Raw genomic sequence first — 17,819 nt, 5'->3', positions numbered from 1 at the left:
CGTTTTTATTTGGCCAACGTCGGGATATCCCTGATTGTCGGACAGATGAATCGCTGATGAAATGGCGTCACAAGTCTGAAAAAATAATGGACTGGTAGATTCATCGGGATGAGTAAGCTCTGCAGTACCGCGCTGGCCGGCTTCATGCTGGCGAGCAGCCTGGCCGGCCATGCCGCCGGCCAGGTTTTCCGCATAAACGGCGATTCCGCCGCCCCCCTGACCCTGAGCGGCACCGTGATCGGCCCCGTGCGTTCCGGCAGCAAGGCCGAAGGCACGCTGTTCCAGGCCTATCATCTGAAGCTGGACCATCCGCTGCGGCTGGACGACGGCGCCGTCTGCGGCGAGCAGGAAATGCGCAGCCTGGCGCTGAGCCAGGAGGACATGGCCAAGCTGAAGGGCCGCGCCGTCACCGTGCAGGCCCGCGCCTTCTGCCAGGAAGACCGCGCCGGCAGCTACCGGCTGGCCGACATCATCGTGCTGTGAACAGGCCCGCCAGCGCCCGCGCGGCCGCCGCCGCGTCGGCCGCTTCGAATATTCCCCCCACCACCGCCACCGCGTCCGCGCCGGCTTTGACCACTTGCGCCGCGTTGTCCGGCGCGATGCCGCCTATCGCCACCGCGTTGGCGCCCAGCGCCGCCGTCTCGGAAAACAGCGACAGCGGCGCGGCCACAGCATGCGGCTTGGTCCGCGACGGAAACACCGCGCCGAAGGCGACGTAGCTGGCCCCGGCGGCCAGCGCCGCCCGCGCCAGCTCGATGCGGTCGTAGCAGGAGGCGCCCACCACCGCATCCGCGCCCAGCCGGACGCGCGCGGCGGCGATGTCGCCGTCGTCGCGGCCCAGATGGACGCCGTCGGCGCCGACCCGTTCGGCCAGCTCGACGTCGTCGTTGACGATGAACAGCGCGCCGTGGACGCGGCACAGCCGGCGCAGCTCCGCCGCCTGGCGCAGCCGGCGTTCGGCGTCGTCGCTCTTGTCGCGGTACTGCAAGGTCTGCGCGCCGCCCGCCAGCGCCGCTCCGGCCAGCGCGAACAAGCGCGCGTCGTCCAGGCCATCCGGCGTCACCGCGTACAAGCCCTCAACCCTTGGCGGCATCGCCGTCTTCCTCGTCGTCGCCGCGCGCCCAGAACATCCGGTCCGGCAGGAACTGGCCCATGCCGGGGCGGAAGCCGTTGACCAGGGTCTGGTAGGTGTACTCCTGCGCCTCGCGCACCGCCTCCGGCAGCAAGAGGCCGGTGGCCAGCATGCCGGCGATGGCCGAGGCCAGCGTGCAGCCGGAGCCGTGGTAGCTGCCCGGCAGCCGCTCCCAGTGGTCGGCGCGCACCACGCCGTCCTGGCCGTACAGGCTGTTGACCACTTCCTTGGTGTTTTCATGCGTGCCGGTGATCAGCAGATAGGGGCAGCCCAGCCCCAGCAGGCGTTCGGCGCACTGGTCCAGCGTCAGCTCCTCATCGTCGTCCGGATCGTTGCTGGCCAGCCGGCGCGCCTCCAGGCTATTGGGCGTCAGGATGGACACCTGCGGAATCAGCATGTCGCGCATCGCGCCTATCAGATCCTCGTCGGCCAGCTCGTGGCCGCCGCCGCTGGCCAGCACCGGGTCCAGCACCACCGGGATGTCCGGATAGTCGGCGATCAGCTGCGCCACCACGGCGACGTTTTCCACGCTGCCCAGCATGCCGATCTTGAACGCCGCCACCTGCATGTCTTCCATCAGGAAGCGGGCCTGGTCGTTGACCCAGTCCGCGTCCAGCACCATCAAGTCGTTGACGCCCACGGTGTCCTGCACCGTGATCGCGGTGATCACCGACAGCGGATGGCAGCCCAGGCTGGCCAGCGTCAGGATGTCGGCCTGGATGCCGGCGCCGCCGGAAGGGTCGGAACCGGCCAGGGTCAGCACCACGGGAGGGGGGGGAGGAGTGGTCAAGGGCGAACCTCTTCTGTTTTATTGCGGTGGCACGATTTAGAATACCCATTTTATCCGAACACGAGGGCGAAGCGATGCGTACTTGGATGTGTCTGATCTGCGGTTTCATCTACGACGAAGAAGCCGGCCGGCCGGAAGACGGCATCCCGCCGGGCACACGCTGGGAAGACCTGCCGCCCAACTGGACCTGCCCCGACTGCGACGCCCGCAAGGACGATTTCCAGATGGTGGAAATCTGATGGCCGGAAGACGGACCCGCTGGATCGGCGGCGCGCTGCTGGCCGCGCTATTGGCCGCCTGTGCCCAGGTGAACACCACCGCCGGGGGCGCGGTCGGCGTCAACCGCGGCCAGAGCATGCTGCTGTCCAGCCAGGAAGTGGAGCAGATGTCGGCCAAGTCCTACGCCGGCGAGCTGCAGAAAGCCCGCGCCGCGGGCCGCCTGAACACCGATCCGGCGCTGACATCGCGCGTGCGCCGCGTATCGCAGCGGCTGATCGCGCAGACGCCGTCCTTCCGCCCCGACGCCCGCAACTGGCGCTGGGAGGTGAACGTGCTGAGCACCGACGACATGAACGCCTACGCGATGGCCGGCGGCAAGATCATGGTCTACACCGGCCTGGTCAGGCAGCTGAAGCTGTCCGACGCCGAGCTGGCCGCCGTGATCGGCCACGAGATCTCGCACGCGCTGCGCGAGCACACCCGCGAAAACATGAGCCAGGCCTACGCGCAGCAGATGGGCCTCGGCCTGGTCGGCGCGCTGGTCGGCCTCAACGACAGCCAGCTCAAGCTGGCCTCGCTGGTGGGCGACGTGACGCTGTCCAAGCCGCACAGCCGCGCGATGGAGTCCGAAGCCGACATCATGGGCCTGGAACTGATGGCCCGCGCCGGCTACGACCCCAACTCCGCGGTCAACGTCTGGCAGAAGATGCAGGCGGCCGGCGGCGGCAACGGCATGGAATTCCTGTCCACCCATCCGTCCGGCCCCACCCGCATCCGCGACCTGCAGGCCCATATCCCGCAAGTGTGGCCGCTGTACCAGGCCGCGCCGAAAAAGGGCTGAGCGATGCCGCTGCCCGCCGTCCTGTTCGACGAGATGCTGGACCACGCCCGCGCGCTGCCGGGCGCCGAGTTCGACGTCAAATGGGGCGGGACGCGCGTGGTCTCCATCGGCGGCAAGATGTTCCTGGTCTGCGGCGAAGCCGGCATCAGCTACAAGGTCGACGATGGCGATTTCCTGGCGCTGTCCGGCCTGCCCGGCATGCGCCCGGCGCCGTATCTGGCCCGCGCCCGCTGGGTGCAGGTGACCTCGCTGGAAGCGCTGGAGCCGGACGACATCCGCCGCGGCATCGAACGCTCGCGCGAGCTGGTGCTGGGCAAGCTGCCGAAGGCGCAACGGCAGGCCTGGTCCTGATCCGGCGGGAACCGGGCCGGCGGCGTCCGGTCCATCGCCCCATCCCGCCCCAATAGGAAAGTCGATGAGCTATCTGTACCTGAAAGCCTTCCACATCTTCTTCGTGGTGTCCTGGTTCGCCGGGCTGTTCTACCTGCCGCGGCTGTTCGTCAACCTGGCGATGGCGCGCCAGCCGGCGGAATACGACCGCCTGCTGCTGATGGCCAGGAAGCTGTTCCGCTTCATGACGCCGCTAGGCGTGCTGGCGATAGGCTCCGGCCTGCTGCTGTGGCTGGATTTCGGCATTTCCGGCGGCTGGCTGCACGCCAAGATGGCGCTGGTGGCGCTGCTGGCCGTTTACCATGGCTACTGCGCCAAATTGGGCCGCGACTTCGTCACCCACAGCAACCGCAAGAGCCATGTCTGGTTCCGCGTGTTCAACGAGCTGCCGGTGCTGGCGCTGCTGGCGATCGTGATCCTGGTGGTGGTCAAGCCGTTCTGATGTATCCCTAACCCTGAATTCGCTTGAGGATTTGATCGATGGCATTGGAAATCGAACGCCGTTTCGTGGTGAGCGGCGACGGCTGGCGCGGCCTGGCCCCGGCCGTGCAATACCGGCAGGGCTATCTGTCGGTGGAAAAGGAACGCACGGTGCGGGTGCGGGTGGTGGGCGAGCAGGCCTGGCTGACGCTGAAAAGCAATATCAGCAACGTCAGCCGCCACGAGTTCGAATACCCGATCCCGCTGGCCGACGCGCAAACCATCATGGCCGCGATGTGCCCGATGGTGGTGGACAAGCTGCGCCACCGCATCGAGCACGGCGGCTTCGTCTGGGAAGTGGACGAGTTCTTCGGCGACAACGCCGGCCTGGTGCTGGCCGAGATCGAGCTGCCCGGCGAGGACACTCCGTTCGCCAAGCCCGACTGGGTGGGCGAGGAGGTGACCGAGGACGGCCGCTACACCAACGCCTACTTGTCCAAGAACCCTTACGGCCGCTGGTAAAACGCCCCGGCCGGACGAACCAGTCCCGTCCGGCCGGGTCTATCGTCTTTTGCCCGAGCCAAACGCCAGACCGATGTCCACCCCTTCCTCCGAATGGATTCCCGCCGCCGCGCTGCTGGGCCTGTACCTGGGCTCGCTGCTGTATTCGCTGTTCCAGGGCTGGCACCAGCGCCGGCTGTACTGGCTGGGCTGCGCGCTGCTGCTGGTCGGCGGCCTGCTGATGATGCTGCTGGCCGAGCCCGCCGCGACCGATTCCGGCGAAATGCCGCCCGGCTTCGGCCTGGGCGTGTGGGTGGCCGGACTGGGCATCCTCGCCACCACGGCCGGCGCGCTGACGCGTCGCTGGCGCGCCCGCCGCGGCTGAGCGCCTGTCCCTTTCCCCGGTAGACGGCCGCCCGCGCGGCTCCTAGCATCGCGTCCATTCCCATGCCCAAAGGGCGCGAACATGGATGATGCCGCAACTCGCCGGGCCTTGCTGAAAGCCGGCCTCGCCGCCGGGCTGCTGGGCCTGGCCGGCCGGACGCGCGCCGGCGCCTGGCTGGACCAGGGTTTCGACAATGGCTGGCGCGAGCTGGCGCCTTACCCGCAGAAGATGCCGCTGCTGCGCATCACCGCCCGGCCGGTACATCTGGAAACGCCGTTTTCCCAATTCGACCACAGCCTGATCACGCCCAACGAGGCGGTGTTCGTCCGCTACCACCTGGCCGGCCACCCGCTGGACATCGACCCCGCCGCCCACACCCTGACCATAGACGGCAAAGTGAAGCGGCCGCTGACGCTGACGCTGGCCGACCTGCAAAAGCGCTTCGAGACGGTGCGCCAGACCGTGGTGATGCAATGCGCCGGCAACGGCCGCGGCTTGTCACAGCCGCGGGTGCAGGGCGCGCAGCTGGGCAACGGCTCCATGGCCTGCGTCGAGATGGCCGGCGCGCGGCTGTCCGACGTGCTGGCCGCCGCCGGCGTGATGGACGGCGCGCGCCAGATCGCCTGCCGCGGCACCGACCAGCCGGCGCTGGAGCAAACGCCGCCCTTCATCCGCTCGCTCGACCTCGCCGACGCGCTGCGGCCGGAGCCGATGATCGCCTGGGAAATGAACGGCCGGCCCCTGCCGGTGCTGAACGGCTACCCGATCCGGCTGGTGATTCCCGGCTTCTACGCCGCCTACTGGATCAAACACCTGTCGCATATCGAAGTGCTGGACCACGTGTTCGACGGCTGGTTCGCCAGCCAGGCCTACACCGTGCCCGATACCCCGGACAACGGCGTGCCGCCCGGGACCAAGCCGGACAAGACGACCCGGCTGACCCGGATGAAGGTGCGCAGCTTCATCACCAACCTCGCCCGCGGCGACGCCGTGCCGGACGGGAGGCTGGCGCTGCGCGGCATCGCCTTCGACGGCGGCAGCGGCATCCGCCGGGTGGACGTCTCCGCCGACGGCGGCGTCAGCTGGCGGCAGGCCGAGCTGGGGCCGGACGCTGGGCGCTTCGCGTTCCGGCCGTGGACGCTGGCGCTGGACGGCGTGAAGCCGGGACCGCTGACGCTGATGGCGCGCGCCGCCGCCAACGACGGCCAGGTCCAGCCGCTGGCGCAGCCGTGGAACCCCGGCGGCTACGCCCGCAACGTGGTCGAGCGGCTGGAAATCATGGTCGCGGAGGCGAAGCGATGAGGGCCGCGCTGCTGGTCCTGGCCCTGCTGGCCGCCCCCGCCGGCGCGGCCAGCATCGCGCTGCCCAACGAGACGGCGATGCTGCCGGACAGCGGCCATCCCGGCTATCTGCCGGCGCTGCAGCGCTGCATGATCTGCCATTCCGTCGATTACATCGCGCTGCAGCCGGACTTCGACGAAGCGCGCTGGCGCGCCGTCGTCGACAAGATGCGGCAGGCGTTCAAGGCGCCCATCCCGGCGGAAGAGGTGGCGCCGATCGCCGCCTACCTCGCCGACGCCCAGCGCCGCCGGCTGCTGCGGCCGCATCCGCCCAAACCCTGAGCAAGCGTTTGGCCTCGCCGCGTCCAAGCCTTATCATCGGACGCTTGCCCATCCCGCGACGGAGCCGCCATGTTCACGCTTTCCTCCTTGACGCTGGCCGCCTACGGCCTGCTGGCGCTGGGCCTGCTCGCCGCCAGCCTGCGCCAGGAGGCGCCCGGCTGGATCGCCCTGATCACCAGCTCGATGCTGGCGCTGGCCGCCGGCATGCTGCAGCCGCTGGGCGTGCTGAGCGCCGCCGCCGTCGCCGGCTTGACGCTGGCGCTGCGCCGCTATCCGCGGCCCGAGCTTTACCTGGTGTGGATCGCCGCGCTGTTGGCGCTGGCGGTGCACGCGCTGCCCGGTTTCGACAATCCGCTGCTGTGGCAGGGCCGGGCCAGCCCGGACAGCGCGCCTTACCGGCTGTTCTGGAGCTATGACAAGGGTTTCGCCGGCCTGCTGCTGCTGCTGAACCTGTGCCGCGCGCCGCTGCCGGAACGGCAGCTGGGCTGGCCGGCCGCGGCGGTCGGCGCGCTGGCGCTGCTGTTCGTGCTCGGCATCGCCGCCGCCGTCGGAACGATAAGCTTCGCGCCGAAGTGGCCGACCTGGCTGCTGCCGTGGCTGCTGGCCAACTGCTTCCTGGTGTCGCTGGTGGAGGAAGCCTTCTTCCGCGCCGGCGTCCAGCGCTGGCTGGAGCTGCGCACCGAACCCTTCGCCGCGCTGATGGCGGCGTCGCTGCTGTTCGGCCTGGCCCACCTGGCCGGCGGCTGGTCCTGGATGGGCCTGGCCACGCTGGCCGGCATCGGCTACGGCCTGATCTACGCCGCGCGCCGCCAGCTATGGCTGGCAGTGCTGGCCCACCTGGCTTTCAACACGCTGCACCTGTTGTTGTTCACCTATCCGAAACTGGCTTGAAGCCGCCGATTCAGGACAGCTTTATTCGCTAACTGTCTTGATCTGAAAATAAAAAACCATAACGGGTAGCCTGCGGCATCGGTTAAAATCGCGTTCTTCGTTCACCATCCGCGAGCAGCACCGCCATGATTGAAGTCGGCATCGTGATGGGTAGCAACAGCGACTGGGAAGTGATGCAGCACGCCGCCCGCGTGCTGAAAAGCTTCGGCATCGCCTGCGAAACCCGCGTCGTCTCCGCCCACCGCACCCCGGACCTGCTGTTCCAGTACGCCGAGGAGGCCGCGCCGCGCGGCCTCGCGGCCATCATCGCCGGCGCCGGCGGCGCCGCCCATCTGCCGGGCATGCTGGCGGCCAAGACCCACGTGCCGGTGCTGGGCGTGCCGGTACCGTCCAAATACCTGCGCGGCGAGGATTCGCTGCTGTCCATCGTGCAGATGCCCAAGGGCATCCCGGTCGCCACCTTCGCCATCGGCGAAGCCGGCGCCGCCAACGCCGCGCTGTTCGCGGTGGCGATGCTGGCCACCACCCGTCCGGAGCTGGCCGAGAAACTGACGGCCTTCCGCAAGCAACAGGAAGAAACCGTGCTGGCGATGACGCTGCCGGAGGTCGAATAATGGCCGCCATCCTGCCGCCGGCGATGCTGGGCATACTCGGCGGCGGCCAGCTGGGCCGCATGTTCGCAGTCGCCGCCAAGACCATGGGCTACCGCGTCGCCGTGCTGGACCCGGACGAGAACGCGCCGGCGGCGGCCTTCGCCGACCGCCACATCCGCGCGCCGTACAACGACCCGGCCGCGCTGCGCGAGCTGGCCGACAGCTGCGCCGCCGTGACCACGGAGTTTGAAAACGTCAACGCCGACGCGATGCGCGAGCTGGCGCGCCGCACCCGCGTATCGCCGTCCGGCGACTGCGTCGCCGTCGCTCAGGACCGCATCGCCGAGAAGGCGTGGATCAACAAGGCCGGCCTGCCGACCGCGCCCTACCTGGCCATCGAAAGCGTCGAGGACATCCAGGTGGAACTGGCGCCCTACCTGCCCGGCATCCTGAAAACCGCCCGCCTCGGCTACGACGGCAAGGGCCAGGTGCGGGTGCAGACCGCGGCCGAGGCGCGCGCCGCCTACGCCAACCTGGGCGGCCAGGCCTGCGTGCTGGAAAAGATGCTGGACCTGCAGCTGGAAGTGTCGGCCATCGTCACCCGCGTCAGCTCGGCGCAGAGCGCGGTGTTCCCGGTAGCGGAAAACATCCACAAGAACGGCATCCTCGACGAATCCATCGTGCCGGCCCGCATCGCCCCGGCGCTGGCCAAGCAGGCGCAGGAGATGGCCCGGAAACTGGCCGAGGCGCTGGACTACGTCGGCGTGCTGGCGGTGGAATTCTTCGTGCTGGCCGACGACAGCCTGGTGGTCAACGAGATCGCCCCGCGGCCGCACAACTCCGGCCACTACACGCTCACCGCCTGCCTGACCGATCAGTTCCAGCAGCAGGTGCGCGCGATGTGCGGCCTGCTGCCGGGCCGCACCGACCTGCTCAGCCCGGTGGTGATGGTGAACCTGCTGGGAGACGTGTGGAAGGACAACGGCCACGAGCCCAACTGGGACGTGCTGGCCGAGGCCCCCAACGCCCAGCTCCACCTGTACGGCAAGAAACAGGCGCGCCCGGGCCGCAAGATGGGCCACTTCAACGTGATGGCCGCCAGCGCCGACGAAGCGCTGGACCAGGCCAGGGCGTTGAAGGACACCCTGTAGCGAAAGAGATGGCGAGGCCGGCGGCTTCGCCATTTTTCATCCCGATGAAGCTGAACGGACTCAACCATCTGACCCTGGCGGTCGCCGACCTCGACCGGGCCTGGGACTTCTACCACGGCCTGCTCGGCGCCCGTCCGCACGCGCGCTGGGCCGGCGGCGCCTACCTGAGCCTGGGCGAACTGTGGCTGTGCCTGTCGCTGGATGCGCCCGAAGCCGGCCGCGGCTACACCCATTACGCGTTCGACATCGCCGCCGCAGATTTCCCGGCCTGGACCGAGCGGCTCAGCGCGGCCGGCGTCGGCGTGTGGAAAGACAACCGCAGCGAGGGCGACTCGTTTTACTTCCTGGACCCGGACAGCCACCGGCTGGAGCTGCACGTCGGCTCGCTGCAAAGCCGCCTCGCCGCCTGCCGCGCCCAGCCTTACCGGGACATGGTGTTCTTCGACCAGGAGGCCTGCTGATGGGCGCGATAGCCGATCTGCGTGACGCGCTGGCCGCAGCCGCCGATCCGGCGCGCGCGCCGGCGATGCGCGCCTATATGCGCGACCGGTTCGACTTCCTCGGCGTCGCCGCGCCGGCTAGGCGCAAGGCCGCCGGCGCGTGGATCCGGTCGCAGGACGCGGCCGGCCCCGACGGCTGGCTGGAACTGGCCGACGCGCTGTGGCGGCAGCCCGAGCGCGAATTCCAGTACGTGGCGGTGGACCTGCTGGCCCGCCATGCCGCCGAATTGCCGGCGGCCGCCCTGCCGCGGCTGCTGGCGCTGGTTACCGCCAAATCATGGTGGGACACCGTCGACGGCCTGGCGGCCTGGATCATAGGCGAGCTGGTCCGCGCCCGGCGCGAACTCCAAACCGACATGGACAGGCTGTCCGGCGGCGGCGATTTCTGGCTGCGCCGCGTCGCCATCCTGCACCAGCTGTACTGGAAGCGCGAAACCGACGTCGAGCGGCTGTTCCGCTACTGCGCGGCCAACGCCGCCGACCCCGAATTCTTCATCCGCAAGGCGATAGGCTGGGCCTTGCGCGAATACGCTTACACCGACGCCGAGGCCGTGCGCGGCTTCGTCGCGTCCTCCATCGCGCTGTCGCCGCTGTCGCGGCGCGAAGCGCTGAAACGAATCCAACAGAAACCCCTGCCCGCGAAGGAAGCATGATGACCGGACTGAACACCACCCACCTGAAAAGCCTGCGCAAGATCTACTCCGGCAAGGTGCGCGACCTCTATGAGATCGACGACCAGCGCATGCTGATGATCGCCACCGACCGGCTGTCCGCCTTCGACGTGATCCTGGACGACCCGATCCCGGCCAAGGGCCAGATCCTGACCGCGATCTCCAACTTCTGGTTCGACAAGCTCAAGGATGTGGTGCCCAACCACCTGACCGGCGACCAGCCGGAGGACGTGGTGGCGGCGGAAGACCTGCCGCAGGTGGAGGGCCGCGCCGTGGTCGCCAAGCGGCTGAAGGCGGTGCCGATCGAGGCTGTGGTGCGCGGCTACCTGGCCGGCTCCGGCTGGAAGGAATACCAGCAGTCCGGCTCGGTCTGCGGCATCGCGCTGCCGGCCGGCCTGCGCGAGGCGGACAAGCTGCCCGAGCCGATCTTCACCCCGTCCACCAAGGCGGCGGTGGGCGACCACGACGAGAACATCGACTTCGCGCAGTGCGAGGCCATCGTCGGCAAGGCGCTGGCGGCCAAGGTGCGCGACACCGCCATCCTGCTGTACCAGACCGCCGCCGCCTACGCGGCGACGCGCGGCATCATCATCTGCGACACCAAGTTCGAGTTCGGCCTGGACGAAAACGGCACGCTGACGCTGATGGACGAGGCGCTGACGCCGGATTCCAGCCGCTTCTGGCCGGCCGACAGCTACCAGCCGGGCAGCAACCCGCCGTCGTTCGACAAGCAGTTCGTCCGCGACTGGCTGGAGGCCTCCGGCTGGAACAAGCAGGCCCCGGCCCCGGCCGTGCCGCTGGACGTGCGCGAGAAAACCGCCGCCAAATACCGCGAGGCGCTGCAGCGTCTGGCTGGCTAAGCCTCATCTGTATCGCCGCCGGCGTTCGCTGGCGGCGAAGTTTCCGCTTTCCACTCGCGCTCTGGAAGTGACAAAGTTCTTTTGATAGCATCCAATGCTTTGTCATAAAGCGCGCGCCATGTCATTCGATCTCCCCATCCTGGATACCCCGCGCTTGCGCTTGCTGCCCGCCGCGCCGGAGCTGGCCGCCGCCATGCTGAGCCACTGGCAGCGCAATCGCGAACACTTCGCGCCCTGGGACCCGAAGCCGGGCCCTGACTTCTTCACCGAAGGCTATTGGACAAAACAGCTGGCGCAGCGCGCGCAAGCGTGGCGCGAGGGCCGCGAGGCGCGCTATGCGCTGACCTGGCTCGAGGCGCCGGAACGGATCATCGGCACCGCCAGCCTCAGCAATATCGTGCGCGGCGTGTTCCAGGCCTGCCATCTGGGCTATGGCATCGATCAGAACTGCGAAGGCCAGGGGCTGATGCGCGAGGCGCTGCAGGCGGTGATCCGCCTCGCCTTCGACGAATTGAAGCTGCACCGCATCCAGGCCAATTACCAGCCGCAAAACATCCGCAGCGGCGCGCTGCTGCGGCGGCTGGGTTTTGTCGAGGAAGGCGTGGCCAAGGATTATTTGTTCATCAACGGCGAGTGGCGCGACCACGCGCTGACCTCGCTGCGCAATCCGGATTTCGACGCTTCCGCGCTGCTGGCCTGATTCCGGGCTTGAGCGGCGCTTCGCCTTGCGACTACTATCTAGGCTGTCGTCATCAAGAAGCGACGCATGAGCCTGATCCAGCCCGCACTCGACACCGCGCGCCTGAAGTTGTTGCCGGCCCATCCGGACCTGGCGGCGGCCGCGCTCGACTACTACCGCCGCAACCGCGCCCATCTCGAACCCTGGGGACCGACGCCGGGGCCGCAGTACTACAGCGAGGAATATTGGCGCAGCCAGCTGCGCCAAGGCGCGCGCTCATGGATGGAAGGACATAGCGCGCGCTTCCTGCTGACGATGCCGGCCGAGCCGGAACGGATCATCGGCACCGTCGGCTTCAGCAATATCGTCCGCGGCGTGTTCCAGGCCTGCCACCTCGGCTACGGCATCGACCGCGCGCGCGAAGGGCAGGGCCTGATGCGCGAGGCGCTGCAGTCGGCCATCGCCTTCGCCTTCGATGAACTCAAGCTGCACCGCATCCAGGCCAATTACCAGCCTGACAATGCGCGCAGCGCCGCGCTGCTGCAAAGGCTGGGTTTTTCCGTCGAAGGACAGGCCAAGGATTACCTGTTTCTCGACGGCGCCTGGCGCGACCACGTGCTGACTTCGCTGACCAACCCGAACTTCAACGGCCGGCCGCTGCTGGGCTGACGCGACGGCCGCGCGCCGCAGCCTGGGAAACCCGCTTCACCAACGCAAGGGCAAGCGCATGCACCGTACCTTTTTGACCGCCGTCGACGGCGAAGCCATTCCGCTGTGCGAATGGCTGCCGGACGGCCCGCCGCGCGCCGCGGTGCTGATATCGCACGGCATGAGCGAATACGCGGCGCGCTACGACCGCTTCGCCGGGACGCTGACGGCGGCCGGCTACGCGGTGTACGCGCACGACCACCGCGGCCACGGAGCCTCGACCGCGCCGCGCGGCTATTTCGCCGCCGACGACGGCTGGCGCAAGGTGGTGGACGACGTGGAGACCACGCGCCGCCACGCGGCAGAGCGCCATCCCGGCCTGCCGGTCGTCCTGTTCGGCCACAGCATGGGCAGCTTCATCGCACGCGCCCACTTCCTGCGCTACGGCGGCCAGCTGGCCGGCCTGATGCTGTCGTCCACCGGCTACCGCCAGCGGCCGCTGGCGCGGCTATTGGGCGCCTTCGCCCGCTTCCTGGGCCGGCTCAAGGGCTGGAACCAGCCCAGCCGGCTGATGGCCGCGCTGGTGTTCGGCTGCTTCAATCTGGGCTTTCCACCGTGGCGGACCAAGATGGAGTGGCTGAGCCGCGACCCGGCCGAAGTGGACGCCTACCTCGCCGATCCGGACTGCGGCTTCGATCCGGCGCCGGGCCTGTGGGCCGATCTGTTCGCCGGCATCGTCGCCATGGAGCAAGGCGAGGCGGCGGGACAGGGCATCAACCGCCGCTGCCCGGTGCTGCTGTTCGCCGGCAGCCGCGATCCGGTCAGCCTGGGCCGGCTGGCGCTGGGACAGCTGGAGATCCGCTACCGCGACGCCGGCGTGCTGGACCTGCAAAGCAAGGTTTACCCGGGCGGACGGCACGAGATGCTGAACGAAAGCAACCGCGCCGAAGTGGAAGGCGATATCCTGGCCTGGCTGGCCAGGATCGTCCCCGCCTGAGCGCCGCCTGTTCCCCATTTCGACTGGAGTTTCGCCATGATAGAAGTGCACCACCTGAATGAATCGCGCTCGCGCCGCATCACCTGGCTGCTGGAAGAGCTGGGGCTGGATTACCGGGTGATCCGCTACCAGCGCGATTCTCAGACCCGGCTGGCGCCGCCGGAGCTGAAAGCCGTCCACCCGCTGGGCAAGGCGCCGGTGCTGCGCGACGGCGACGCGGTGCTGATCGAGTCCGGCGCCATCATCGACTACCTGATCCGCACTTATGGCAAGGGCCGCTTCGCGCCGGACATCGCCTCCTCCGACTACAACCGCTACGTCCAGCTGCTGCATTACGCCGAAGGCTCGGCGATGCTGCCCATCCTGCTGCAGCTCTACGTCGGCCGGCTGGGCGAGGCCGGCGCGCCGCTGCATCCCCGCATCCACGGCGAGCTGCAAAACCACCTCGGCTATCTGGACGGCCAACTGGCGGGCCGCGACTACTTCGTCGGCAACGATCTCTCCGGCGCCGATGTGCAGCTGTCCTTCGTCGCCCAGATCGCGGTGAAGGGCGATGGCCGCGGCCGCTACCCCAATCTGGCGCGCTTCGTCGACATGATCGAAGCGCGCCCGGCCTACCGCCGCGCCGCCGACCAGCACGGCGAATAAGAGCCGCTAACCAAACCCCTGATCCTGCGTTGCGCCTCCTTGTCGTACGACTGGTACTGCCTGCGTCGGCGCGCCTTGGCTCAGGTTCTCTGCGAGGTTTTGTTAGCGGCTCCAAGGCCGGCCGGCGGATCAGGCCGCGATGGTCTCCACCTTGCCGTCCAGCGCCATCAGGTAGGTTTCCACCGCCAGCGCCGGATGCTTGTCCAGGATTTCGTCGCGCAGCTTCAGCAGCGCCTTGGCGTGGATGCGGGTTTCCTTTCCCGGGTCCTGCGCGAAATCCTCGCCGAACGCCACCTTGTAGGCACCGCAGTCGCGGTGGTCCAGCAACACCACCCGTTTGATGTGGTGCAGGTCTATCGCCACGCCCAGGTGCTGCCAGAAAGTGGCTGTCCAGTCGGGAAACTTGTCGGTGATCGACACCATCGAGGCGCCGGCCAGCACGATGTGGTCGTACTTGCCGCGCAGGTCCAGGCCGTCCATGAACTCGCCGACGGCGTGGACCAGCCGGTAATCCATGCAAGACAGCAGCAAGGCGTCGGTCCCACCGGCGGCCCAACTGGTCCGGGGCAGGAAGCTGCCCAGCAGCACGGCGCCGCCGCCCAGGCTGGCCAGTTTCAGAAAACCGCGGCGGCCGAGCGGGCGCTCCTCCAGCGAGGCCAGGCAATCGGCGCGCTCATGGCGCGATGTTTCGCACATACCGTTCTCCTTTGTCATATTCGAATCGCCATCCAGCCGATTATAGCGGCAGCCGCGGCCGACAGCCGGCGATTCCATTGACAACTTACTTACCAGTAAGTATCTTGGCCAAAGGGTTGACATCGCCAGACGAATCAAAGGCTTGGGCGCGCCCCGCCCGGGCCGCTACATAACGGACACGAGGAAGAAACATGAGCGCTTACCCGCACCTGCTGGCCCCGCTGGACCTGGGTTTCACCACGCTGAAAAACCGCGTGCTGATGGGTTCGATGCACACCGGCCTGGAAGAATCCCCGAACGGCTTCGAAAAAATGGCCGCCTTCTACGCCGAGCGCGCGCGGGGCGGCGTGGCGTTGATCGTCACCGGCGGCGTCGGCCCCAATGCCGAAGGCTGCGTGGCCGAGGGCGCGGCCCAGCTGTCTGACGCGCACGAGGTGGAAAACCACCGCCTGGTCACCGACGCGGTGCACCGCGAAGGCGGCAAGATCGCGCTGCAGATCCTGCACTCCGGCCGCTACAGCTTCCAGGAAAAGTGCGTGTCGGCCTCGCCGCTGCTGGCGCCGATCAACTTCTACACCCCGCGCGAGCTGTCCGACGCCGACGTCTGGCAAACCATCGCCGACTTCGCCAACTGCGCCAAGCTGGCCCAGCAGGCCGGCTACGACGGCGTCGAGGTGATGGGTTCGGAAGGCTATCTGATCAACCAGTTCATCGCCCGCGCCACCAACAAGCGGACGGACGACTGGGGCGGCAGCTTCGAAAACCGCATCCGCTTCGCCATCGAAACCGTCAAGGCGGTGCGCGCGGCGGTTGGCAGCGACTTCATCATCATCTACCGGCTGTCGATGCTGGACCTGGTGCAGGACGGCAGCAGTTGGGACGAGGTGGTGCATCTGGCCCGCGAGATCGAAAAAGCCGGCGCCACCATCATCAACACCGGCATCGGCTGGCACGAGGCGCGGGTGCCCACCATCGCCACCATGGTGCCGCGCGGCGGCTTCGCCTGGGTGACCAAGAAGCTGATGGGCCAAGTGAAGATCCCGCTGATCACCACCAACCGCATCAACACCCCGGAAGTGGCGGAAGAGATCCTGGCCGGCGGCTGCGCCGACATGGTGTCGATGGCGCGCCCCTTCCTGGCCGACCCGGACTTCGTGGGCAAGGCGGCGGCAGGCCGCGGCGACGAGATCAACACCTGCATCGGCTGCAACCAGGCCTGTCTGGACCACATCTTCCAGGGCAAGCTCACCTCCTGTCTGGTCAATCCGCGCGCCTGCCGCGAAACCGAGCTGAACTACGAAAAAACCGCCGCGCCGAAAAAACTGGCCGTGGTCGGCGCCGGCCCGGCCGGCCTGGCCTTCGCCACCGTCGCCTCCGAGCGCGGCCACGCGGTGACGCTGTTCGACGCCGCGGCCGAGATCGGCGGCCAGTTCAACGTCGCCAAGCAGATTCCGGGCAAAGAGGAGTTCTACGAAACGCTGCGCTACTTCAAGCGCCGCATCGAAACCACCGGCGTCGAGCTCAAGCTGGGCGCCCGCGTCGCCGCGGCCGACCTGTCCGGCTTCGACGAAGTGGTGCTGGCCACCGGCATCGCGCCGCGCAGCCCGGCCATCCCCGGCGTCGACCACCCCAAGGTGTTGAACTACCTGGACGTGCTGAAGCACAAGAAGCCGGTGGGCAAGAAAGTGGCCATCATCGGCGCCGGCGGCATCGGCTTCGACACCGCCGAATACCTGTGCCACGAGGGCCGCTCCACCTCGCTGGACGCCGAAGCCTTCATGCGCGAGTGGGGCGTGGACATGACGGGCGACACCGCCGGCGGCCTGGCGCCGCAAGGACCGCAGCCGCATCCAAGCCCGCGCGAGGTCTACCTGTTGCAGCGCAAGACCAGCAAGGTGGGTGAAGGACTGGGCAAGACCACCGGCTGGATCCACCGCGAAAGCCTGAAGATGAAACGGGTGAAGATGCTGTCCGGCGTCAGCTACGACCTGATCGACGACGCCGGCCTGCACATCACCGTCAAGGGCGAGCAGCAAGTGCTGCCAGTTGACAACGTGGTGATCTGCGCCGGCCAGGACCCGCTGCGCGAGCTGCAAGCGCCGCTGCAAGCAGCCGGCAAGCCGGTGCACCTGATCGGCGGGGCCGACGTGGCGGCCGAGCTGGACGCCAAGCGCGCCATCGACCAGGGCTCGCGGCTGGCCGCCGCCATCTGACCCTTCCGCCGTCCCATGACCAAGCCCCCGCTTTGCGGGGGCTTTTGTCTGCAAACGGGCCGGTTCAAAGTCTCTCGAGCAAAGGCGAGCGAAAACGGCTGAAAAAGCGGGGTGTACATGCGGCACATGAGCCTTCTGCAGCGGTACTCGCCGTGTTGCCCCTCACGACGCGCAGCAGACATTGAACAGGCTCTAACGCTGCGCGGCCACCAGCAGCAGCATCGGCCGCTCCCTTTCCTCCGCCAGCTCCGGCATCGCCGCCACCTGCCCGGCGCTGGGCCCCCAATCCTCGACGTGGCGCAGCGTGAAGCCTGCCGCCATCACCTGGTTGAGCAAGGTGCCGATGGTGCGGTGCTGCTTGATCACGCCGTCGGCCAGCCAGTGAGTGACGCGCGGGCCCTCGTCCTGGTAGCCGCTCACCGGCCAGCACCGCTGTCCTTGCGCGTCCTGTAGCCATTGCGGCTGCCGGGCGGCCATGAAGATCGGGTGCTCGATCGAGAACACCAGGCGGCCGCCCGGCTTCAACGCTTGATGGCAGGCGGCCAGCAGGCCGGTCAGGTCGGCGATGTAATGCAGGGTCAGCGAGCTGTAGACCAGATCGAAGGCGGCTGGCGGCAATTGCAGCGTTTCCAGGTCCTGCCGCCGGTATTCGATGGCGTCGTCGGCCGTCATCGCCGCGGCCTGGGCCAGCATTTTTTCAGAAACATCCAGGCCCAGCGCCGAACCGGCGCCGGCTTCGCGCGCCCAGCGGCAGAACCAGCCGTAGCCGCAGCCCAGATCTGCCACCGCGCGGCCCGCCAGCTCCGGCAGCAACGCTTGCAGGCTGGGCCATTCCGGCGCGCCGGCCAGGCCGTGGACGGAACGGTTCAACTGGCTGTAGCCATGGAAAAACTCAGGGGTGTCGTAGATGTTTTGCGTCATTGTCAAAAAACTCCATGTCGAGACATGCCGACGGCTGGGCGTTTGATGCCA

The 17,819-nt window shown here is 68.1% G+C and carries 24 protein-coding genes; 20 read left to right on the top strand and 4 right to left on the bottom strand.

The window, feature by feature from the left end; all coding sequences use genetic code 11:
* Positions 1-108: 108 nt before the first annotated feature.
* Positions 109-483 carry a hypothetical protein gene (locus tag BKX93_RS14685; RefSeq protein ID WP_046167606.1) on the top strand — a complete coding sequence of 125 codons (375 nt, stop codon included), beginning with the start codon at positions 109-111 and terminating at the stop codon, positions 481-483.
* Here the strand turns inward: BKX93_RS14685 and thiE are convergent.
* The gene (thiE, locus tag BKX93_RS14680) at positions 470-1,093 is read right to left on the bottom strand and encodes a thiamine phosphate synthase (RefSeq protein WP_070980381.1); all 624 of its coding nucleotides are present in this window, start codon (positions 1,091-1,093) and stop codon (positions 470-472) included. The genes BKX93_RS14685 and thiE overlap by 14 nt on opposite strands.
* On the bottom strand, positions 1,077-1,922 hold the full coding sequence (gene thiD, locus BKX93_RS14675) for a bifunctional hydroxymethylpyrimidine kinase/phosphomethylpyrimidine kinase (protein WP_046156085.1): 846 nt from the start codon (positions 1,920-1,922) through the stop codon (positions 1,077-1,079). The genes thiE and thiD overlap by 17 nt, the downstream gene beginning before the upstream one ends.
* 74 nt (positions 1,923-1,996) lie before the next feature.
* On the opposite strand from thiD, the gene BKX93_RS14670 reads away from it, so the two are divergent.
* The 18 genes from BKX93_RS14670 to BKX93_RS14585 all read left to right on the top strand — a co-directional run bounded on the left by BKX93_RS14670 (position 1,997) and on the right by BKX93_RS14585 (position 13,938).
* On the top strand, positions 1,997-2,161 hold the full coding sequence (locus BKX93_RS14670) for a rubredoxin (protein WP_011133707.1): 165 nt from the start codon (positions 1,997-1,999) through the stop codon (positions 2,159-2,161).
* Complete coding sequence (locus BKX93_RS14665) at positions 2,161-2,982, top strand: M48 family metallopeptidase (protein ID WP_046156084.1); 822 nt, start codon at positions 2,161-2,163, stop codon at positions 2,980-2,982. Before BKX93_RS14670 ends, BKX93_RS14665 begins: the two co-directional genes overlap by 1 nt.
* A 3-nt stretch (positions 2,983-2,985) precedes the next feature.
* Positions 2,986-3,333 carry an MmcQ/YjbR family DNA-binding protein gene (locus BKX93_RS14660; RefSeq protein WP_046167608.1) on the top strand — a complete coding sequence of 116 codons (348 nt, stop codon included), beginning with the start codon at positions 2,986-2,988 and terminating at the stop codon, positions 3,331-3,333.
* A gap of 64 nt (positions 3,334-3,397) precedes the next feature.
* The gene (locus BKX93_RS14655; RefSeq protein WP_046156082.1) at positions 3,398-3,814 is read left to right on the top strand and encodes a CopD family protein; all 417 of its coding nucleotides are present in this window, start codon (positions 3,398-3,400) and stop codon (positions 3,812-3,814) included.
* A 38-nt stretch (positions 3,815-3,852) separates the two neighbouring features.
* The gene (locus BKX93_RS14650; RefSeq protein ID WP_070980379.1) at positions 3,853-4,314 is read left to right on the top strand and encodes a CYTH domain-containing protein; all 462 of its coding nucleotides are present in this window, start codon (positions 3,853-3,855) and stop codon (positions 4,312-4,314) included.
* 73 nt (positions 4,315-4,387) lie between these two features.
* Positions 4,388-4,678, top strand: a complete 291-nt coding sequence (locus BKX93_RS14645) for a hypothetical protein (RefSeq protein WP_046156080.1) — start codon at positions 4,388-4,390, stop codon at positions 4,676-4,678.
* An 81-nt stretch (positions 4,679-4,759) separates the two neighbouring features.
* Positions 4,760-5,980 carry a molybdopterin-dependent oxidoreductase gene (locus tag BKX93_RS14640; RefSeq protein WP_070980377.1) on the top strand — a complete coding sequence of 407 codons (1,221 nt, stop codon included), beginning with the start codon at positions 4,760-4,762 and terminating at the stop codon, positions 5,978-5,980.
* Entirely contained in the window at positions 5,977-6,300 is a 324-nt protein-coding gene (locus tag BKX93_RS14635) for a hypothetical protein (protein WP_070980376.1), read from the top strand. Before BKX93_RS14640 ends, BKX93_RS14635 begins: the two co-directional genes overlap by 4 nt.
* Positions 6,301-6,369: 69 nt before the next feature.
* Positions 6,370-7,191 (top strand): CPBP family intramembrane glutamic endopeptidase, encoded by an 822-nt coding sequence (locus BKX93_RS14630; protein WP_070980374.1) that lies wholly within the window; start codon positions 6,370-6,372, stop codon positions 7,189-7,191.
* Between the two features lie 125 nt (positions 7,192-7,316).
* Positions 7,317-7,805: a 5-(carboxyamino)imidazole ribonucleotide mutase gene (gene purE / locus BKX93_RS14625; RefSeq protein ID WP_046156077.1), complete on the top strand. Its 489-nt coding sequence runs from the start codon at positions 7,317-7,319 to the stop codon at positions 7,803-7,805.
* Positions 7,805-8,935, top strand: coding sequence for a 5-(carboxyamino)imidazole ribonucleotide synthase (locus BKX93_RS14620; RefSeq protein WP_070980372.1), 1,131 nt, complete (start codon positions 7,805-7,807; stop codon positions 8,933-8,935). The genes purE and BKX93_RS14620 overlap by 1 nt, the downstream gene beginning before the upstream one ends.
* A gap of 44 nt (positions 8,936-8,979) precedes the next feature.
* A complete protein-coding gene (locus tag BKX93_RS14615) occupies positions 8,980-9,396 on the top strand; it encodes a fosfomycin resistance glutathione transferase (protein ID WP_070980370.1) in 417 nt (138 codons plus the stop codon).
* On the top strand, positions 9,396-10,088 hold the full coding sequence (locus tag BKX93_RS14610) for a DNA alkylation repair protein (protein WP_070980369.1): 693 nt from the start codon (positions 9,396-9,398) through the stop codon (positions 10,086-10,088). The genes BKX93_RS14615 and BKX93_RS14610 overlap by 1 nt, the downstream gene beginning before the upstream one ends.
* On the top strand, positions 10,088-10,966 hold the full coding sequence (locus BKX93_RS14605; RefSeq protein WP_046156074.1) for a phosphoribosylaminoimidazolesuccinocarboxamide synthase: 879 nt from the start codon (positions 10,088-10,090) through the stop codon (positions 10,964-10,966). The genes BKX93_RS14610 and BKX93_RS14605 overlap by 1 nt, the downstream gene beginning before the upstream one ends.
* A 118-nt stretch (positions 10,967-11,084) precedes the next feature.
* Entirely contained in the window at positions 11,085-11,666 is a 582-nt protein-coding gene (locus BKX93_RS14600; RefSeq protein WP_070980367.1) for a GNAT family N-acetyltransferase, read from the top strand.
* A gap of 66 nt (positions 11,667-11,732) precedes the next feature.
* Entirely contained in the window at positions 11,733-12,314 is a 582-nt protein-coding gene (locus BKX93_RS14595) for a GNAT family N-acetyltransferase (RefSeq protein ID WP_046156072.1), read from the top strand.
* 58 nt (positions 12,315-12,372) lie between these two features.
* Positions 12,373-13,290 (top strand): alpha/beta hydrolase, encoded by a 918-nt coding sequence (locus BKX93_RS14590; RefSeq protein WP_070980365.1) that lies wholly within the window; start codon positions 12,373-12,375, stop codon positions 13,288-13,290.
* A gap of 36 nt (positions 13,291-13,326) precedes the next feature.
* Entirely contained in the window at positions 13,327-13,938 is a 612-nt protein-coding gene (locus tag BKX93_RS14585) for a glutathione S-transferase family protein (protein ID WP_070980363.1), read from the top strand.
* Between the two features lie 129 nt (positions 13,939-14,067).
* Here BKX93_RS14585 and BKX93_RS14580 read toward each other — a convergent pair whose 3' ends face one another.
* The gene (locus tag BKX93_RS14580; RefSeq protein WP_046156069.1) at positions 14,068-14,634 is read right to left on the bottom strand and encodes a carbonic anhydrase; all 567 of its coding nucleotides are present in this window, start codon (positions 14,632-14,634) and stop codon (positions 14,068-14,070) included.
* Positions 14,635-14,825: 191 nt separating this feature from the next.
* Here BKX93_RS14580 and BKX93_RS14575 point away from each other — a divergent pair, with 191 nt between their 5' ends.
* Entirely contained in the window at positions 14,826-16,847 is a 2,022-nt protein-coding gene (locus BKX93_RS14575) for an NADPH-dependent 2,4-dienoyl-CoA reductase (protein WP_046156068.1), read from the top strand.
* 192 nt (positions 16,848-17,039) lie between these two features.
* Here BKX93_RS14575 and BKX93_RS14570 read toward each other — a convergent pair whose 3' ends face one another.
* On the bottom strand, positions 17,040-17,768 hold the full coding sequence (locus BKX93_RS14570; protein WP_070980361.1) for a class I SAM-dependent methyltransferase: 729 nt from the start codon (positions 17,766-17,768) through the stop codon (positions 17,040-17,042).
* Positions 17,769-17,819 lie beyond the last annotated feature (51 nt).

The sequence above is a fragment of the Chromobacterium vaccinii genome, from assembly GCF_001855275.1.
Classification (GTDB): domain Bacteria; phylum Pseudomonadota; class Gammaproteobacteria; order Burkholderiales; family Chromobacteriaceae; genus Chromobacterium; species Chromobacterium vaccinii.
Note: the sequence above shows the minus strand (reverse complement) of the source record. Positions and strands in the feature narration are given on the sequence as shown.